Raw genomic sequence first — 17,377 nt, forward strand, 5'->3', positions numbered from 1 at the left:
TTGCCGAGTGAGCACCTCACCTCGCCGCGCCCCACCGCGTCAGCCACACCGCCCCGGCCGTCGCCAACCCGTACGCGACCATCGAGCCTGCCACCAGCCCGAAGAATTGCGCGGGCGATGCGGCCGCCGACGCGAGCCAGCTGCCCACGGCGAAGACGACCACGAGGCGGAAGGTGCCGGCCAGCACGGGGCCGAGCATCTTGCCGGAGCCTTGCGAGGCGAAGTACAGCGTGAGGCCGAGCCCGAAGAACGGGAAGGCCGCGCCCGCGATCTGCAGGTAGCTGCGGGCGTGCACGAGCACTTGCTCGTCGCTCGTGAACATGGCGGCCCACAGGTCGGGCCACAGGGCCACGACGCAGCCGATGAGCGCGAGGTTGCAGGCCGACACGGCGCCGGCCGTCCACGTGACGCGGCGTGCACGGGCGATGTCACCGGCGCCGATGGCCATGCCGACCAAGGGCAGCGCGGCCACGCCGATGCCGAACGAGATGGGCACCAGCAAGAATTCGAGCCGCTGGCCGATGGCGTAACCCGCGAGGGGCAAGGCGCCGAGCCGGGCCACGAAGCCGGTGAGGATCAAGGTCGCCAGCACCGACTGAAAGGGCGACACCATCGAGAGCGCGCCAACGCGCAAGATGTCGGTGAACATCTCGCGCCGCAAGCCCACGCCCCGCCATTGCAGCCTGAGGCGCGATCGGCCGCTGACCAGGTAAACCAAGAGCACGGCCACCGCCACCGCGTTGGCCACGATGTTGGCGATGGCCACACCTGCCATGCCGAGCGATGGCACCGGGCCCGCACCGAGGGCCAGGCAGCCGCCCAGCACGATCTGCAAGGCCGACGCGCCGAGGATGACCACCGACGGCACGCGCATGTTGCCGGTGCCGCGCAACACCGAGGCGAGCGTGTTGCTGAGCCAGATGAACACCGCGCCGATGAACAACACCGAGGAGTAGCCGATGGCTGCATCGAGCACGGCGCCGGTGCCACCGAGCCAGCGGTAGAACACCGGGCCGAGCCCCAGCATCGCGGCGGTGAACAGCAAGCCCAGCAGCGAGCCGATGGCCACCGCATGCCATGCGAGCGCCTGCGCACGCGGCACGTCGCCCGCGCCGAGCGCGCGGCTCACGGCCGACGAGACGCCGCCCCCCATCGCCCCGGCCGAGAGCTGCTGCGCCAGCATCAAGAACGGAAAGACCAGCGCCATGGCCGCGAGCGGCGTGCTGCCGAGCCGGCCGATGTAGACGGTCTCGGCGATGCCCACGACGACCTGCATGGCCATGGCCAGCACGCTCGGCGCGGCCAGCTTGAGCAGCGTCGAAAGAATGGGGCCCTTGAGCAGCCGCTGAACGTGGGCAGACGGTTGAGCGGCAGTCGCGGGGGCGGTGGCGGTCATCGCGAGCTCACTCTTTGAAGTAGGCGACCTGGTGGCTGGTGGCGAGCAAGACGCCCGCTTCGCTCCACACCTCGGCCGATTGGTCGTGAAAGCCGCGCCCGAAGTGCGAGGCGCGCGCCGAGCCGAGCAGCGGGCCCGCGCCCTGCGCCTGCAGCAACGCGGTGTCGGCGTGAAAGTAGGTGGTGATCGACACAGTGCCGAAGGGCACGCGCCGGGGCCGCCGAACCATGATGCGCGGGAAGAACGCGTCGCAGATGGCGGCCAGCGAGGCGAAGTCGAGCGCACGCGGCGGCTCGTCGCGGATCCACAAGGTGCTGACCGAATCGCGCGCTTCGGCGGTGTCGGCGTCGAGGCCTCGGCTCGCGTCGAGCAGGCTGCCGCGCACGAAGCGCATGTCGTAGTTGCCCGTCCATGCGGCGATGCCGCCGTGCGGGCTGGCCGGCACCTGAGACGCAGGCGGCGCCTCGGGTCGGGCGACTTCGGTGGACGCCCAGGTGTCGCGCCGCACGGCGAACACGGCGGTGGCGGTGGTGGTGACTTCGCCGTTTTGCGATTGCGTGATCGACCAGTGCTGGGTGGACCGGTTGGTGCGGACCGGCACCGCGTCAAGGATGAATTCACCCTCGCCCACCGGCCCGGCGTAGTTGACGGTCAGCGCCACCGGGTCGCCCAGGCGCGCGGGGTGGCCCAGCGCCGCCTGCAGCAGCGTGGCCGCGGTGATGCCCCCGAAGGGACCGACCATGTTGGCGTACGCCGGGTGGGTGTGGCCGGCCCAGGTGCCGTCCTCTCGCTGCGTGAGCCGCGTGGCCTGGTCAAAGGGGTGAAGCTGCATGGGGTGAAGTGCGGGGTTCGGGTTCGTCGGCAACCAGCAATCTGAATGACGATCATCATGCTGTCTGCATGATAACTACAATCCTGTTTATCGGTTGTAGCGGAGATGACAGATGGGCCATTCGCAGGCAGACAAGGCGCAGAGCCGTGAACGAATCCTGAAAGAAGCGGCGGCGCAGATACGCGATGGCGGGCTCGAATCGGTGAGCGTGGCCAAGCTGATGCGCAGCGTGAACCTCACGCATGGCGGCTTCTACGGGCACTTCGAATCGCGCTCGGAACTGCTGGCGCACGCGCTCGAACGCGCGCTGGTCGAAGGTGCGGCCGCCTCGAAGGCCGCCACCGAGGGGCAGCGCCCGGCGAGCCTCGACACGCTGGTGCGCAGCTACCTGAGCCGCGCGCACCGCGACTCGCGCAAGTCGGGCTGCGCGATTGCCGCGCTGGCCTCAGACGTGGCCCGTGCCGACGAGGCCGCGCGCGAGGTGATGCAGGCGTCGATCGAACGCTTCATCGCACGGGTGGCCGCCGCAGTACCGGATGCAGACGAAGACGAAGCGATGTTCGCTGTGAGCGCGATGGTGGGTGGCTTGATGCTGTCACGCGTGATGACCGACCCGAAGCGCTCGGACGCGCTGCTGCGTGCAGTGAAGAACGGGTTGAGCGCACGCGCGCCAACCGAAGCCGTGGTGAAGAAGTAAAAAGCGCCACAAGCGAACGAGCGCAGCGAAGTTCAAAGCGTGACCCACGCTTGGGGGCAAGGGGCAAAGCCCCCTCCGCATTCACCCCGCGCGAAGCGCCTGACCCCGGCCCCGTAGAGGCGTCGAGAAGCGCAGGGCTTGAGGGCGGCGCGCGCAGCGCGCTTCAACCTCTGACTTCGAACCGTGTTCGAGTCGCAGTGACCGAAGGGAACGTAGCGAGTTCGGTTCGACACGCCCTCAAGACCGAGCATCGCAGAGCGGTCCCGCGCAGCGGGACCGCCGGCCCCGGGGCCGTTTCTTGGCCTACTTTCTTTTGAAAGAAAGTAGGTCGGCTGCCGGGCCGAAATCCCGGCGCGGACTTCCGTGTGCGGAAGAACGAACCCACACACCCCCCAAGGTGCCGGGACTTCGACAAGCTCAGTCCGAACAGGATCGGTGACACACGGACAGGCCCGTCGATACCTCAGGGCGAACCGGGCTGCACGGTGCGCGAACGACGGTCCGTAGCAGGCGAACGGGGCGAGGGGTGTACGAACGGCGGTCCGTGGCAGGCGACCGACTGACTCGCCCGCTCAATCTTTCGCAAAGTCATACGGCCCACCGCGCTCCAACGCACGCTGGTAAGCCGGCCGCGCATGGATGCGCTTCAAGAACCCCATCAAACGCGGACGGCTCGCGTCCAGCCCCGCCCGCTGCGCCGCCGCTTCGAGCGGAAAGCTCATCTGCACATCGGCCGCCGTGATTTCGTCGCCCGCGAACCACTCGCGCTGGCTCAGCTCGGCCTCCATGAAATCGAGCTGACGCGTCAAGTTCGGGTCCACCAGCATCGCCTGCAGCTTCGCCGAGATGCCCTTGGCGATGGGCTTCACGAAGAACGGCATCTTCGCCCGCGTCATCTGCGTGAACACCAGCTTCATCAGCAAAGGCGGCATCGCCGAGCCTTCGGCGAAGTGCATCCAGTAGCGGTAGCGCAGGTGCTCGGGCGTGCCAACCGCCGGCGCGAAACGCCCCTGCCCGAATCGCTCGACCAGGTATTCGAGGATGGCCCCTGACTCGGCCACCGTCACCGCGCCATCGGTGATCACCGGTGACTTGCCCAGTGGGTGCACCTGCCGCAGCGCATCGGGCGCGAGCATGGTCTTCGCGTCGCGCTGGTAGTGCTTGATCTCGTAGGGCACGCCCAGTTCTTCGAGCAGCCACAGCACCCGCTGAGAGCGCGAGTTGTTGAGGTGGTGGACGGTGATCATCGGCGTGGCCCCAGCGGTTGAAAGCGCGCATTGTCGGCCGCGCCCGCGCGCTGCACCTTCGCAGGGGTGACCGCGCCGGGCACAAGGCCACTGCAGATTGGGGCTTCTTGTCTGACAGGCGCTTCAGGCATGCCGCACATGCGCTTGGTGGATCGCCCGACACGCCACGGGGACCTTGCTTCCTAGAGTTGGCACCACTCGCCAGGTGCGGCGACTGGGCCTCTCGATGGCCTGCCCCCACCGGCGACACCTGGTTGTGAAAGCCCGCCACGGCGCGCTTTCCCTGTCTTTTCAACTGCACGACAAAGGGCACACCCCATGAACAAGTTCAAGTACCTGCTGGCCATGGCACCGATGGTTTTTCTGGCCGCTTGCGGCGGCGGCGACGACAGCATCGACGACCGCATCGACGTGGCCGACCCGAAGGTGCGCCTCGTGCACGCCGTGCCGCTGGGCCCCAACGTGACCCTGTACCGCAACAACGTGGCCGCCGCGCCCGAATCGACGAACGTGCCCTACCTCGGCGCGACCAACTATTTCGACGTGGAAAGCGGCAACGCCCAGTGGGACGTGCGCACCGCCAGCGGCAACGCCGGCATCGGTTCGCAGACCTTCGACGCGAGCCGCGGCAACAAGTACACGCTGGTGGCCGTGCCGGCTGCATCGTCGCTGACCGAGGTCATCAGCATCCGCGACCCGTTCAACCGCAACCTGGGTGACGACGATGCCTTCGTGCGCGTGCTCAACGCTTCGTTCAACGCGCCCGACGTGGACGTGTACATCACCACCCCGGGGGCCGACATCAACACGGCCACGCCGAACTTCGCGTCGATCGACTACCGCGCGGTCGAACCGGCTTCGGGCAGCGATTCGCGCGAGTTTCCGGGCAACAACCCGTACCAGATCCGCGTGACGCCGGCCGGCAGCAAGACGGTGATCTTCAACAGCACGGTCAACATCGGCAACCGCGCCGACTGGCTGCTGACCATCGTGCCCGACGGCATCACGCCCAACAACATCAAGGTGCTGCGCGTCGAGTCTGACTCGTCGTCGCCGGCGGTGGAGCTGTCGAACACGCCTTGAGCGTGACCACCTCGGCCCAGGGTGGCGCGCCAGCCACCCTGGCGTCGAACCACCTGTCCCGCCCCTTCGCGGCAAGCCTGTCGAAGCGCCCAACACAGGGCTTCGACGGCGAAGCCCGAACGGGCTTTTGCGTGGGGATCTTCGGCCGCGTGAGGGCTGCGCTCAGATCGACATGCGGTCGCGCACGCCTTCAACTTCCATGTTCTTGCCGAGGCCGCGCTGGATGATCTCGCCGCGTTCCATCATGAGGTACTGGTCCGCCAGCTCGGCGGCGAAGTCGTAGTACTGCTCGACCAGCACGATGGCCATGGTGCCGCGGTCGGCCAGCATGCGGATCACGCGGCCGATGTCCTTGATGATGCTGGGCTGGATGCCTTCGGTCGGCTCGTCCAGGATCAACAGCTTCGGCCCCGCTGCCAGCGCCCGCGCGATGGCCAGCTGCTGCTGCTGCCCGCCCGAGAGGTCGCCGCCACGGCGGTTGATCATCTGCTTCAACACCGGAAACAGCTCGAACAGCTCGGCCGGGATCGGCGTGCTCGCCGGCTTGTAGGCCAGGCCCATGCGCAGGTTCTCTTCGACGGTCAGGCGGCCGAAGATTTCGCGCCCCTGCGGCACGTAGCCCATGCCCTTGCGCACGCGCTCGTAAGGCGTGTCGGCGGTGACCGGCGCGCCATCGAGGTGGATGCTGCCCGTCTTCACCGGCACCACGCCCATCAGGCTCTTGAGCAGCGTGGTCTTGCCCACGCCATTGCGGCCCAGCACCACCGTCACCTCGCCGAGCTTCGCTTCGAAGCTCAGGTTGCGCAGGATGTGCGAGCCCCCGTAGTACTGGTTGATGCCTTCGACTTTCAGCATGTCTTACTCACTTCGCCTTTCGTCCGCCCGGCTTGCCGGCGGACTGCATCGAGCGGCCGCCGTGGAACCGGCTTTGCCGGGCCACCAGCGGCGCCCCCTGGAGGGGGAGCGCGTCAGCGCTCCGGGGGTGGGCCATCACCGGCCCAGATAAACCTCGACCACCTTGTCATTCGCCTGCACGTCGGCCAGCGAGCCTTCGGCCAGCACGCTGCCTTCGTGCAGCACCGTGACCTTCTTCGCCGGGTTGCCATGCGTCAGCTCGTGGATGAACTTCATGTCGTGCTCGACGACCACCAGCGAGTGGTTGCCTTCGAGCGACAAGAAGAGTTCGGCCGTGCGCTCGGTCTCTTCGTCGGTCATGCCGGCCACCGGCTCGTCGAGCAACAGCAGCTTCGGGTCTTGCATCAGCAACATGCCGATCTCCAACCACTGCTTCTGGCCGTGCGACAGCAGGCCAGCGGTGCGTTGCGCGCTGTCTTTCAAGTGGATCAGCGTGAGGATCTCGCCGATGCGGTCGAGCTGCGTGCCGCTCAGGCGAAAGAACATCGACGCCTGCACGCCACGGTCGGCCTTGAGCGCAAGCTCGAGGTTCTCGAACACGCTCAGCTGCTCGAAGACCGTGGGCTTCTGGAACTTGCGGCCGATGCCGATCGAGGCGATCTCGTTCTCGCGCAGGCGCAGCAGGTCGATGGTCGAGCCGAAGAAGGCCTTGCCGACGTCGGGCCGCGTCTTGCCGGTGATGACGTCCATCATGGTCGTCTTGCCGGCGCCGTTGGGACCGATGATGCAGCGCAGCTCGCCCGCGCTGATGTTGAGGCTCAGCGCGTTGAGCGCCTTGAAGCCGTCGAAGCTGACGGTGATGTCGTCGAGGTACAGGATGGCCCCGTGCGTGATGTCGAGTTCACCCTCTTTCACCAGGCGGCCGTAGCTCGCACCGCCGGCGCTGGCGATGACCTTCTTTTGCTCGAAAGCCTGGCGCGTTTGGACGCCGGCTTCCATCAGGTCGGGCGTCATGCCTCGCGCTCCTTCTTGCTGCTGAGTTTGCGAACGAGCCCGACGATGCCGTGGGGCAGGAAGAGCGTCACCGCGATGAAGAGCGCGCCCAGGAAGTACAGCCAGAACTCAGGGAAGGCCTGCGTGAACCAGCTCTTCGCGCCGTTGACGAAGAAGGCACCGACGATGGGGCCGATCAGCGTGCCACGCCCGCCCACGGCAGCCCAGATGGCGATCTCGATGCTGGCCGCCGGCGACATCTCACCGGGGTTGATGATGCCGACCTGCGGCACATACAACGCCCCCGCGATGCCGCACATCACCGCCGAGATGACCCAGATCGCGAGCTTGTAGCGCAGCGGGTCGTAGCCCGTGAACATGACGCGGCTCTCGGCGTCGCGGATGGCCTGCAGCACGCGGCCGAACTTGCTGGCCACCAGCCAGCGCGAGAACAGGAAGAAGCCGATCAGCGTCAGGCCCGTCAGCACGAACAGGACCATGCGCGTCGACGGCGTGGCGATGGCGATGCCCAGGATGCGCTTGAAGTCGGTGAAGCCGTTGTTGCCGCCGAAGCCCGTCTCGTTGCGAAAGAAGAGCAGCATCGCCGCGAAGGTCATCGCCTGCGTGATGATCGAGAAGTACACGCCCTTGATGCGCGAGCGGAAGGCGAAGAAGCCGAACACGAAGGCCAGCAGGCCGGGTGCGAGCACCACGAGCAAGAGCGTGGCGATGAAGCTGTCGCTCAGCGCCCAGTGCCAGGGCAGCTCTTTCCAGTCGAGAAACACCATGAAGTCGGGCAGGTCGGACTGGTAGTTGCCGTCGCGCCCGATCTGGCGCATGAGGTACATGCCCATCGCATAACCGCCGAGCGCGAAGAACACGCCGTGGCCGAGCGAGAGGATGCCGGTGTAGCCCCAGATCAGGTCCATCGCCAGCGCACACATGGCGTAGCACATGATCTTCGCGGTGAGGTTCACCGCATAGTCGCTCAGGTGCAAGGCGCTGTCGGCCGGCACGACGAGGTTGAGCACCGGCGCGATCACCAGCACCGCCAGCAAGGCCGCGAACACCCCGCCCCAGGCCTTGAGGCTCAGGAAGGTGGTGGCCGGCATGACGGGGGCCGCGGGGGTGGGCAGGACGGCGCTCATGCGAGGGCTCTTTCTTGAGGAAGGAAGTACATCGGCTCGCGCCCGCTGCGTGCGAACGCAGGCGCCGTTCGTTCGTCTGACAGGCGCCTCATGCCTCGGCACTCCGCCCCTTCATCGCAAAGATGCCCTGCGGCCTCTTCTGGATGAAGATCACGATGATCACCAGCACCATGATCTTGGCGAGCACGGCCCCTTGCCAGCCTTCGAGCAGCTTGTTCAGCACGCCCAGGCCCAGCGCGGCGTACACGGTGCCGGCCAGCTGGCCCACGCCGCCCAGCACCACCACCATGAACGAATCGACGATGTAGCCCTGCCCCAGGTCGGGTCCCACATTGCCCACCTGCGAGAGCGCGCAGCCCGCGAGCCCGGCGATGCCCGAACCCAGCGCGAAGGCGTAGGTGTCGATGCGCGCGGTGTTGACGCCCACGCAGGCGGCCATCTTGCGGTTCTGCGTCACGCCGCGCACGAACAGGCCGAGCCGCGTGCGGGCGATCAAGAGCGACACCCCCGCCAGCACGATCAACGCGAAGACGACGATGGCGATGCGGTTGAAGGGCAGCGTGAGGTTGCTCAGCACATCGACCCCGCCGGACAGCCACGACGGGTTTTCGACCTGCACGTTCTGCGCGCCGAAGATCGAGCGCACACCCTGCATCAGCACGAGGCTGATGCCCCAGGTCGCCAGCAGCGTTTCGAGCGGGCGGCCGTACAGCCAGCGAATCACCGTGCGTTCAAGCACCGCCCCCACCAGCGCCGCTGTGAGAAACGACACCGGAATGGCGACCAGGATGTAGCCCTCGAACAGACCCGGTGCATACGCCTTGAAGAGGTTCTGCACCACGTAGGTGGCGTAAGCGCCGATCATCATCAACTCGCCGTGGGCCATGTTGATGACGCCCATCAGCCCGTAGGTGATGGCCAGGCCCAGCGCCACCAGCAGCAGGATGCTGCCCAGGCTGACGCCGGTGAAGAGCACGCCCAGCCGCTCGCCCCAGGCCAGGCGCGATTCGACGGCGCTCAGGGCTTTCGACAATTCGCTGCGCACGGCGATGTCATCTTCGCCGCCCTCGGCGGCGGGCTTCAGCCGGTCGAGCAGCAAGGTCTTGGTGGCGGGGGTCTTGCTGCCGGCCAGGGCCTGCGCGGCCTGCATGCGCTTGGCCACGTCGGTCGAGGTGACCAGCGTGGCGGCGCGAATCTGTTCGAGCTGTTCTTTCAGCGCGGCATCGGTCTCGGTGGCCAGCGCCTTTTCGATCAGCGGCAGCCGGGCCTCGTCGCTGTCTTCCTTCAGCAGCTTGATGGCCTCACCGCGCAATGCGGCATCGGTCGAGAAGAGGTTCAGCACGGCCAGCGCGTTTTCAAGCTCGCGGCGCATCTGGTTGCTGTTGATGACGTCTTCGGCGCTCTCGGGCACGGTGGCCGGTGCGCCGGTCGCGGCGTCGGTGGCAGCCTCGCCACGCACGACGAAGACCTGCTTGTCGCTGAACTTCACCGCGTCGTCGAGCAGGGCCTGCACGAACGTGCCCAGGCCTTCGTCGCCGCGCTTGAGCGATTCACCCAGCGCGGTGATGCGCTCTTCGTTCTCGCCCACGGCCAGGGCGCGGGCTTGTTCGGGGGTCAGCGCCTGCGCATCGAACAGCGCCAGGCACAGGCCCAACAACATCAGGGCACGCGCGCCCATCCCTCGCCAGCGTGCAAGCATCAGCAATCCATCGGTGTGTGTTCGGGGGGCCGCCGCACAAGCAGCGGCCCGCATGTGCAAACCGGGGCCTTCTCACCCCGGTTTGCCGGCTCACTTCGAGCCGTTCATCAGCGAGCGAAAACGCTCACTTCTTTTCCGGCTCGTCCTTCTTCTTGTCGTTGCCGGGGATGTACGGGCTCCAGGGCTTGGCCTTCACCGGCTCCTTGGTCTTCCACACCACGTTGAACTGGCCGTCGGCCTTCACTTCGCCGATGAACACCGGCTTGTGCAGGTGGTGGTTCTTCTCGTCCATCTTGGCGACGAAACCGCTCGGGGCCTTGAAGGTCTGGCCAGCCATGGCGGCGATGACCTTGTCGGTGTCGGTGCTCTTGGCCTTTTCGACGGCCTGCTTCCACATGTAGATGCCGATGTAGGTGGCTTCCATCGGGTCGTTGGTCAGCGGCTTGTCGGCGCCAGGCAGCTTCTTGGCCTTGGCGTAGGCGGCCCACTTCTTCTTGAAGTCGTCGTTGGCCGGGTTCTTCAGGCTCATGAAGTAGTTCCAGGCGGCAAGGTGGCCGACCAGGGGCTTGGTGTCCACGCCACGCAGCTCTTCTTCACCGACCGAGAACGCGACCACGGGCACGTCGGTCGCCTTCAGGCCCTGGTTGCCCAGCTCTTTGTAGAAGGGCACGTTCGAGTCGCCGTTGATGGTCGAGATGACGGCCGTCTTGCCACCGGCAGCGAACTTCTTCACGTCGGCAACGATGGTCTGGTAGTCGCTGTGACCGAACGGGGTGTACTTCTCGTCGATGTCCTTGTCGGCGACGCCCTTGCTCTTGAGGAAGGCGCGCAGGATCTTGTTGGTGGTGCGCGGGTACACGTAGTCGGTGCCCAGCAGCACGAAGCGCTTGGCGCCGCCGCCGGCCTTGCTCATCAGGTATTCAACCGCCGGGATGGCCTGCTGGTTGGGCGCAGCACCCGTGTAGAACACGTTCTTCGACAGCTCTTCGCCTTCGTACTGCACGGGGTAGAACAGCAGGCCGTTCAATTCTTCAACGACTGGCAGCACCGACTTGCGCGACACGCTGGTCCAGCAGCCGAACATCACCGAGACCTTGTCCTGGCTGATGAGCTGCTTGGCCTTTTCGGCGAACAGCGGCCAGTTCGAGGCCGGGTCCACCACCACGGGTTCGAGCTTCTTGCCCATCACGCCGCCCTTGGCGTTGATCTCGTCGATGGCCATCAGGGCCACGTCCTTCAGCACGGTCTCAGAGATGGCCATCGTGCCCGACAGCGAGTGCAGCACGCCGACCTTGATGGTGTCGGCGGCCTGCGCGAAGGCGGGCAGACCCAGGGCAGCGACGCCAACGGCGACGGCACTGAGGGCTTGGGAGAACGTGCGGCGGGTGGATTTCATGAACGGTCGCTCCTTGGGTTGTGTGTCTCGGCTCCCTCCGCGGGAACTGACCTGGGCAGGTTAAGGAACGCGCCCCCAATGACCAATACGACAGATGGCGTAGGGTGAATCGACGAGCTTGAAGAGCGCACTCGTCAGTTCTCGCCCCGGCCGCTGGGTGGCCTATAAAGCGCGCTGCACTTCGGCGGTGCAGCGACAGGGAGCAAGCCGCGACAGCCTCAGGTTGATCGCCCGTGGGTCACCCCCGCGAACCAAGGTGGAGCTAGCAGAGGCCATGATTGATGCCATCCGTACAATCCCGCACTCTTTAGTGGACGAAGAGAGGGATCACGACATGTCGCGCAAGCCCAGCAAGAGCGAGCAGACGCTGGCGGCCATCATTGATGCCGCGCGCGAGCTGGCGTTGAAACAAGGGTTGCACAACCTCTCGCTCAACGCCGTCGCCACCAAGCTGGACATCAGCAAGAGCGGCGTCTTCGTGCGCGCCGGCTCGCTCGAAAACCTGCAGTTGCTGGTGCTCGAAAGCTACGAGAAGACCTTCGCCGACACAGTGTTCGGCCCGGCCATGAAGCACCCCAAGGGCCTGCCGCGGCTCAACGCGCTGGTGAGCGGGTGGATCCACGCCGGGGCCGAGATGAAGGCCCTGATCATTTCGCACTACTCGGCCACGGCGTATGAAGACATCAGCAGCATGCGCGACAGCGCGCTCAAGTCCGCGCTGCTCGACGGGCTGCAGCGCTGGCGCGACATCCTCGCCTACTGCGTGCAGCAGGCCGTGCACGAAGGCCACCTGCGCAGCGACACCGAGCCGCGCCAGCTGGTGTTCGAGCTGTTCGGCATGATGTCGGCCTACCTCTACGACACGCACCGCCGCCAGGTGCCCGAGACGCTGTCGCGCATCAACAAGGCGTACTCGCGATTGATGTCCACGTACGTGGCATTTCCGGACAAGATCAAGGTGTGAAACCACCCCCGTTCGCCCTGAGCAGGCGCTGAGCCTGTCGTCAGGTCGGGCGAACGGGTGTTCTTGTGAATGGCGGAAGCCTCAGGCCCCGTGCCACGGCGCCAGCAGCCTCACCTTCTTCATCGCCAGCGACGCCGCCGCGTTGCGCGTCTCGACGCCGAGCTTCTGGAAGACGTGTTCGAGGTGCTTCTTCACCGTGGCGGGGCTGCTGCCGAGGATGTCACCGATGTCGCGGTTGGTCTTGCCCTTGACCACCCAGTACAGGACCTCGGCCTCGCGCATCGTGAGCTTGAAGGTCTGCATCACGGCTTCGACCACGGCGGCATCAGACACCTCGCGCATCACGATCAGCCAGTCGTCGTCGCTGGTGCGCTCTTGCAGCGAAAAGACCAGTTGCCGCGCCTCGCGGGTGATGGTCAGCGAATGCGTTTCATCGCCGCCCGCGACCCGCGCCGACTGCTCGCGCAGCCACGCCATCAGTTCCTCGGGCACCTCGCCGGTGGGCCGGCCGAAGTAGCTGTTCATCAGCTGCCGCGCGAGCGGCGTGTGCCACACGGCCTTGCCGGGTGATTGGTCGGCCACGCCACCGGGCGGCACGTGCACGGCCATGGTCGCGTGGCCGAAGGCGTCGAGCGCGTTGCGCGCCTGGCGGGCCTGGCGGGCGCTCTGCATGTGCACCGCCATGCGGGCCAGCACCTCTTGCGGGCGGATGGGCTTGGTGACGTAGTCCACCCCACCCGCGTCGAAGGCCGCGACCACGTGCTCGGTCTCGGTGAGGCCGGTCATGAAGATGATGGGGATGTGCGCCGTCTCGACCTGGGCCTTCAGGCGGCGCGCGACCTCGAAGCCGTCCATGCCGGGCATCACGGCGTCGAGCAGCACGATGTCGGGCAGGGCCTGCACGGCGCGTTGCAGGGCGCTGTCGCCATCGGTGGCCACCAGCACCATGTAGCCGCCCTCGTCGAGCGCGTCGTGCAGCACCGAGAGGTTGTCGGGCACGTCATCGACGATCAGCACCACGTCGCAGTTCATGCGATCAGGCAGTTTGTCGGGGTTCATCGAGGGCTTTCTTGATCACGCGCGTCATCGCGTCGAGCTGGAATTGCCGGGCCAGCCCGCGCAGGTGTTGCACGAAGGGCGCGCAGGCGTTGTCTTCGGCCTCGATCTCGTCGAGCTTCTTCACGATGCCGCGAAAGTAGCCCAGGCTCACCAGCTCTTGCAAGGCCTTGAGCGCGGCCTCGGGCGGCAGCACCCAGGCGGTCGGGGCGGCGGGTTCGGTGGGCGCCGCGGGGGCGGCCTCGACCCAGTCGAGCTTCAGGCGCGAGCCCAGCCAGTCGAGCAGCTCGTTGACGCGCACCGGCTTGAGCACGAAGTCGTCGCTCTGGATGCCGACGTCGTTCTCCAGGTCCTTGTCGAAGGCGTTGCCCGAGACGATGGCGATCGGTGCCCGGCTCAAGCCCTGCGAACGAATCGCGCGGATGGTCGCCCAGCCGTCGATGCCGGGCATGGCCAGGTCCATCAGGATGGCGTCGGGCGCGAAGCCCGGCACCAGCGCCAGCGCCTCGTGGCCCGAGGCCGCCTGGCGCAGCTCGAAGCCCAGCGGCTGCAGCACGCTCACGAGCAGCGCGCGATCGACCTCTTCGTTGTCGACGATGAGGATGCGGCGGCGCTCGCCGCGGTAGCCGGTGCGGCTGATGCGCGGCACTTCGAGCGCGGCCTGCGCGGGCGCGACCTCGGGCAGAAAGAGGCGGATGCGGAACACCGTGCCCCCGCCCGCCTGGCCGGGCGACACCTGCGACGCGGGCTCGCTCTTGACCGTCATCTCGCCGCCCATCAGGTCGGTGAGCATCTTGCTGATCGTGAGGCCCAGGCCGGTGCCGGCGCTGGCGGCCGCGCTCGGCTCGCTGCCCCGCGCGAAGGGCTCGAAGATGTGCTCGATCTCGTCGCGCGCGATGCCGGGGCCGGTGTCTTCGATCTCGAACACGGCCATCTGCCGCGCATAGCTCACGCGGAAGGTCACCCGCCCGGTGTGCGTGAACTTCACCGCGTTGCCCAGCACGTTGATGAGGATCTGCCGCAGGCGCTTTTCGTCGGCGCGCACGGCCACGGGCAGCGTCTCGCCCATCTCGCGCTGAAACTCGATGCCCTTGCCGGCGGCCTGCAGCTCGAACATGCGCGCGATCTGCTGCACGCAATCGACAAAGCGCATGGGCTTGGATTCGAGCCGCAGCTTGCCGCCCTCGATGCGCGCGATGTCGAGCGTGCCTTCGATCAGCGACAGCAGGTGGTCGCCGCCACGGCGGATGACGCTGACCGCCTGCTTGCGGTGGTCGGGGATGGCCGGGTCTTCGTCCAGCAGCTGCGCATAGCCGAGGATGCTGTTGAGCGGCGTGCGCAGCTCGTGGCTCACGGTGGTGATGTAGCGGCTCTTGGCCTGGTTGGCGAGGTCGGCCTGCCGCTTGGCCTGCTGCAGTTGTTCGTCGGTGCGGCGGTGCGACTCGATTTCGCGGCGCAGCACCTGCGTCTGCTCATGCAGGGCCTGCGTCTGGCGGTTCGACTCTTCCTGCGCGACCTGCCGGCTCTTGTGCGTCAGCACCAGCCACCAGGCCACGATGCCGCTCACCAGCAGCAAGGCCGCGAAGCCCTTGAGGAAGGCCAGCTTCAAGGCCGGCGCGAGCGAGGGGGCGACGTCGCCGAGGTTGCGCAGCTCCTGGTGGTACAGCAGCCCGAACAGGCCCGCCAGCACTGGCACCACCACGGCCATCAGCAGCAGGTAATGGCCGAGACCGGTGTCGATGAAGGGCCACGCCCGGCGCGGCAGCACGGCACGCAGCACGCGGCCCCATTGCGCCGACAAACGCGCCTCGGGCTTGCACAGGTCGTGGCAGCGGGCGTCGAGCGAGCAGCACAGCGAACAGATGCTGCCCAGGTAGGCCGGGCAATGCGCGAGGTCGTCGCCTTCGTAGTCGCGGTCGCAGATGACGCAGCGCTTGTCGAGGCCGGTGAAGAGCCCGGTGCTGCCCGTCACGGCGCGGCGCGCCCAGGGCCGGTGGCCCGCGCCGGGCGGCGGGGCCTGCGGGTGATCGGCCCGCGCGATGTAGTACCGCCCCTTGGTCAACCACGCCATCAGCGGCGAGATGACGAAGGCCGTGACCAGCGCGATGACCGCCGAGAAGGCCTGCGCCAGCGGGCCCAGGAAGCCCAGGTGCGCGACCACCGAAAGCGCCGTGGCCACGACCATCGCGACCACGCCGACCGGGTTCACGTCGAACAGGTGCGCGCGCTTGAACTCGATGCCCGGCGGCGACAGGCCCAGCGGCTTGTTGACCACCAAGTCGGCGACGACGGCCATCATCCACGCGATGGCGATATTCGAGTACAGCCCCAGCACGCCGCCGAGCGCCTGGAAGACGTTCAGCTCCATCAGCATCAGCGCGATCAGCGTGTTGAACACCACCCACACCACGCGGCCCGGGTGGCTGTGCGTGAGGCGCGCGAAGAAGTTGCTCCAGGCCAGCGAGCCGGCGTAGGCGTTGGTGACGTTGATCTTCAGCTGCGAGATGACGACGAACAGCGCCGTCGCGGCGATCGCCCAGCCGATGTTCGGAAAGACGTACTCGTAGGCCGCGAGGTACATCTGGTTCGGGTCCACCGCGCGCTCGATGGGCACCGAGTGGCTGATGGCCAGGTAGGCGAGCAAGGCGCCGCCCAGCATCTTGATCACCCCCAGCAGCACCCAGCCCGGGCCACCGACCAGCACGCCGGCCCACCAGCGCGTGCGCGTGGTGGCCGACCGCTCGGGCATGAAACGCAGGTAGTCGGCCTGCTCGCCCATCTGCGTGATGAGCGCGATGCCCACCGTCAGCGCGGCGCCGAAGAGGTAGACGTTGAACTGCCCGCCCTGCCCTGCGCCGGCCCCGCCGTAGTTCACCAGTTCGCCCAGCACGCCCGGGTTGTGATGAAACACGTAGATGTAGGGCACGATCAGCAGCACCAGCCACAGCGGCTGCGTCCACACCTGCAGGCGGCTGATGGCCGTGACGCCGTGCGTGACGAGCGGAATGACCACCAGCGCGCAGACCAGGTAGCCCCACGCGGGCGGGATGTCGAACGCGAGTTCGAGCGCGTAGGCCATGATGGCCGCCTCGAGCGCGAAGAAGATGAAAGTGAAGCTCGCATAGATCAGCGAGGTGATGGTCGAGCCGATGTAGCCGAAGCCCGCGCCGCGCGTGAGCAGGTCCATGTCGAGGCCGTGTTTCGCGGCGTAGACGCTGATCGGCAGCCCGGCCAGGAAGATCACCAGCCCGGTGGCGACGATGGCCCAGAAGGCGTTGATGAAGCCGTAGTCCACCAGCAGCGTGGCGCCCACGGCTTCGAGCACCAGAAACGACGCGGCCCCGAAGGCGGTGTTGGCCACGCGCATTTCGGACCACTTGCGAAAGCTGCGCGGCGTGAAGCGCAGCGCGTAATCTTCCATCGTCTCGCTGGCGACCCAGCTGTTGTAGTCGCGGCGCACCTTGACGACGCGCTGCACCGCATCGTCGCCGCCCTCGGCCGCCGGGGGCGGGAGCACGGCCGGGCCGACGGGGACTTGGGTGGAACGGTTCATGCTCGGGATTATCACGAGGGGTGGTTCACGGGGGGCACGTTGCACGCTGCGTGCCGGTGTTGGTGATCTCCCGCATGCCGCGGTGCCTTGCGGCGCCGCACCCCGACCTTAAGATGCCCCCCTTCAGAGACTCGCCCCGCCACCATGGAACTGACCCCGCGCGAGAAGGACAAGCTGCTGATCTTCACCGCCTCGCTGCTGGCCGAACGCCGCAAGGCACGCGGCTTGAAGCTCAATTACCCCGAGGCCGTGGCGCTCATCAGCGCCGCCATCATGGAAGGCGCCCGCGACGGCAAGACCGTCGCGCAGCTGATGGGCGAGGGCAAGACCATCCTCAGCCGCGCCGATGTGATGGACGGCGTGGCCGAGTTGATTCCCGAGATCCAGATCGAAGCCACCTTCCCCGACGGCACCAAGCTGGTGACGGTTCACCAGCCGATCGTCTGATCGCCCCCTTC

14 protein-coding genes are annotated in these 17,377 nt (G+C 67.0%); 4 read left to right on the forward strand and 10 right to left on the reverse strand.

From position 1 onward, the window contains the following. Nucleotides 1-16 precede the first annotated feature (16 nt). Nucleotides 17-1,396, reverse strand: coding sequence for an MATE family efflux transporter (locus tag AC1KAT_RS11125; protein ID WP_480325780.1), 1,380 nt, complete (start codon nt 1,394-1,396; stop codon nt 17-19). Between the two features lie 7 nt (nt 1,397-1,403). Beyond that, nucleotides 1,404-2,228, reverse strand: coding sequence for an acyl-CoA thioesterase (locus AC1KAT_RS11130; RefSeq protein ID WP_480325782.1), 825 nt, complete (start codon nt 2,226-2,228; stop codon nt 1,404-1,406). Between the two features lie 112 nt (nt 2,229-2,340). On the opposite strand from AC1KAT_RS11130, the gene AC1KAT_RS11135 reads away from it, so the two are divergent. Next, nucleotides 2,341-2,925 (forward strand): TetR/AcrR family transcriptional regulator, encoded by a 585-nt coding sequence (locus tag AC1KAT_RS11135; protein WP_480325784.1) that lies wholly within the window; start codon nt 2,341-2,343, stop codon nt 2,923-2,925. A gap of 572 nt (nt 2,926-3,497) precedes the next feature. Here the strand turns inward: AC1KAT_RS11135 and AC1KAT_RS11140 are convergent. Continuing rightward, nucleotides 3,498-4,172 (reverse strand): glutathione S-transferase family protein, encoded by a 675-nt coding sequence (locus AC1KAT_RS11140; RefSeq protein WP_480325786.1) that lies wholly within the window; start codon nt 4,170-4,172, stop codon nt 3,498-3,500. A 318-nt stretch (nt 4,173-4,490) separates the two neighbouring features. Between AC1KAT_RS11140 and AC1KAT_RS11145 the strand changes: the two genes are divergently transcribed. Beyond that, nucleotides 4,491-5,255, forward strand: coding sequence for a DUF4397 domain-containing protein (locus AC1KAT_RS11145; protein ID WP_480325788.1), 765 nt, complete (start codon nt 4,491-4,493; stop codon nt 5,253-5,255). Nucleotides 5,256-5,417: 162 nt separating this feature from the next. Here AC1KAT_RS11145 and urtE read toward each other — a convergent pair whose 3' ends face one another. From urtE to urtA, 5 genes are all read right to left on the reverse strand, one after another. Continuing rightward, nucleotides 5,418-6,110: an urea ABC transporter ATP-binding subunit UrtE gene (urtE, locus tag AC1KAT_RS11150; protein ID WP_480325790.1), complete on the reverse strand. Its 693-nt coding sequence runs from the start codon at nt 6,108-6,110 to the stop codon at nt 5,418-5,420. Between the two features lie 135 nt (nt 6,111-6,245). Next, nucleotides 6,246-7,124 carry an urea ABC transporter ATP-binding protein UrtD gene (gene urtD / locus AC1KAT_RS11155; protein ID WP_480325792.1) on the reverse strand — a complete coding sequence of 293 codons (879 nt, stop codon included), beginning with the start codon at nt 7,122-7,124 and terminating at the stop codon, nt 6,246-6,248. Then, nucleotides 7,121-8,251 (reverse strand): urea ABC transporter permease subunit UrtC, encoded by a 1,131-nt coding sequence (urtC, locus tag AC1KAT_RS11160; RefSeq protein ID WP_480325794.1) that lies wholly within the window; start codon nt 8,249-8,251, stop codon nt 7,121-7,123. The genes urtD and urtC overlap by 4 nt, the downstream gene beginning before the upstream one ends. A gap of 88 nt (nt 8,252-8,339) precedes the next feature. Further along, entirely contained in the window at nt 8,340-9,929 is a 1,590-nt protein-coding gene (gene urtB / locus AC1KAT_RS11165) for an urea ABC transporter permease subunit UrtB (protein WP_480326549.1), read from the reverse strand. Nucleotides 9,930-10,074: 145 nt separating this feature from the next. After that, nucleotides 10,075-11,346, reverse strand: a complete 1,272-nt coding sequence (gene urtA, locus AC1KAT_RS11170) for an urea ABC transporter substrate-binding protein (protein ID WP_480325796.1) — start codon at nt 11,344-11,346, stop codon at nt 10,075-10,077. A 334-nt stretch (nt 11,347-11,680) separates the two neighbouring features. Here urtA and AC1KAT_RS11175 point away from each other — a divergent pair, with 334 nt between their 5' ends. Beyond that, complete coding sequence (locus AC1KAT_RS11175; protein WP_480325798.1) at nt 11,681-12,310, forward strand: TetR/AcrR family transcriptional regulator; 630 nt, start codon at nt 11,681-11,683, stop codon at nt 12,308-12,310. 81 nt (nt 12,311-12,391) lie between these two features. Here AC1KAT_RS11175 and AC1KAT_RS11180 read toward each other — a convergent pair whose 3' ends face one another. Further along, nucleotides 12,392-13,369 (reverse strand): response regulator, encoded by a 978-nt coding sequence (locus AC1KAT_RS11180; protein WP_480325800.1) that lies wholly within the window; start codon nt 13,367-13,369, stop codon nt 12,392-12,394. Continuing rightward, the gene (locus tag AC1KAT_RS11185; protein ID WP_480325802.1) at nt 13,347-16,919 is read right to left on the reverse strand and encodes a hybrid sensor histidine kinase/response regulator; all 3,573 of its coding nucleotides are present in this window, start codon (nt 16,917-16,919) and stop codon (nt 13,347-13,349) included. The genes AC1KAT_RS11180 and AC1KAT_RS11185 overlap by 23 nt, the downstream gene beginning before the upstream one ends. Before the next feature lie 144 nt (nt 16,920-17,063). On the opposite strand from AC1KAT_RS11185, the gene ureA reads away from it, so the two are divergent. After that, a complete protein-coding gene (gene ureA, locus AC1KAT_RS11190) occupies nt 17,064-17,366 on the forward strand; it encodes an urease subunit gamma (protein ID WP_480325804.1) in 303 nt (100 codons plus the stop codon). The last annotated feature ends 11 nt before the right edge of the window (nt 17,367-17,377 follow it).

Source organism: Piscinibacter sp. PDB5-1 (assembly GCF_056676035.1).

Bases quoted from the DNA above. Each gene is read 5' to 3' on its own strand.
- AC1KAT_RS11135 (WP_480325784.1), top strand. From the start codon at position 2,341: ATGGGCCATTCGCAGGCAGACAAGGCGCAGAGCCGTGAACGAATCCTG.
- urtB (WP_480326549.1), bottom strand. From the start codon at position 9,929: ATGGGCGCGCGTGCCCTGATGTTGTTGGGCCTGTGCCTGGCGCTGTTC.
- urtD (WP_480325792.1), bottom strand. From the start codon at position 7,124: ATGACGCCCGACCTGATGGAAGCCGGCGTCCAAACGCGCCAGGCTTTC.
- urtC (WP_480325794.1), bottom strand. From the start codon at position 8,251: ATGAGCGCCGTCCTGCCCACCCCCGCGGCCCCCGTCATGCCGGCCACC.
- AC1KAT_RS11185 (WP_480325802.1), bottom strand. From the start codon at position 16,919: ATGAACCGTTCCACCCAAGTCCCCGTCGGCCCGGCCGTGCTCCCGCCC.
- AC1KAT_RS11145 (WP_480325788.1), top strand. From the start codon at position 4,491: ATGAACAAGTTCAAGTACCTGCTGGCCATGGCACCGATGGTTTTTCTG.
- urtE (WP_480325790.1), bottom strand. From the start codon at position 6,110: ATGCTGAAAGTCGAAGGCATCAACCAGTACTACGGGGGCTCGCACATC.
- ureA (WP_480325804.1), top strand. From the start codon at position 17,064: ATGGAACTGACCCCGCGCGAGAAGGACAAGCTGCTGATCTTCACCGCC.
- AC1KAT_RS11125 (WP_480325780.1), bottom strand. From the start codon at position 1,396: ATGACCGCCACCGCCCCCGCGACTGCCGCTCAACCGTCTGCCCACGTT.
- AC1KAT_RS11130 (WP_480325782.1), bottom strand. From the start codon at position 2,228: ATGCAGCTTCACCCCTTTGACCAGGCCACGCGGCTCACGCAGCGAGAG.
- urtA (WP_480325796.1), bottom strand. From the start codon at position 11,346: ATGAAATCCACCCGCCGCACGTTCTCCCAAGCCCTCAGTGCCGTCGCC.
- AC1KAT_RS11175 (WP_480325798.1), top strand. From the start codon at position 11,681: ATGTCGCGCAAGCCCAGCAAGAGCGAGCAGACGCTGGCGGCCATCATT.
- AC1KAT_RS11140 (WP_480325786.1), bottom strand. From the start codon at position 4,172: ATGATCACCGTCCACCACCTCAACAACTCGCGCTCTCAGCGGGTGCTG.
- AC1KAT_RS11180 (WP_480325800.1), bottom strand. From the start codon at position 13,369: ATGAACCCCGACAAACTGCCTGATCGCATGAACTGCGACGTGGTGCTG.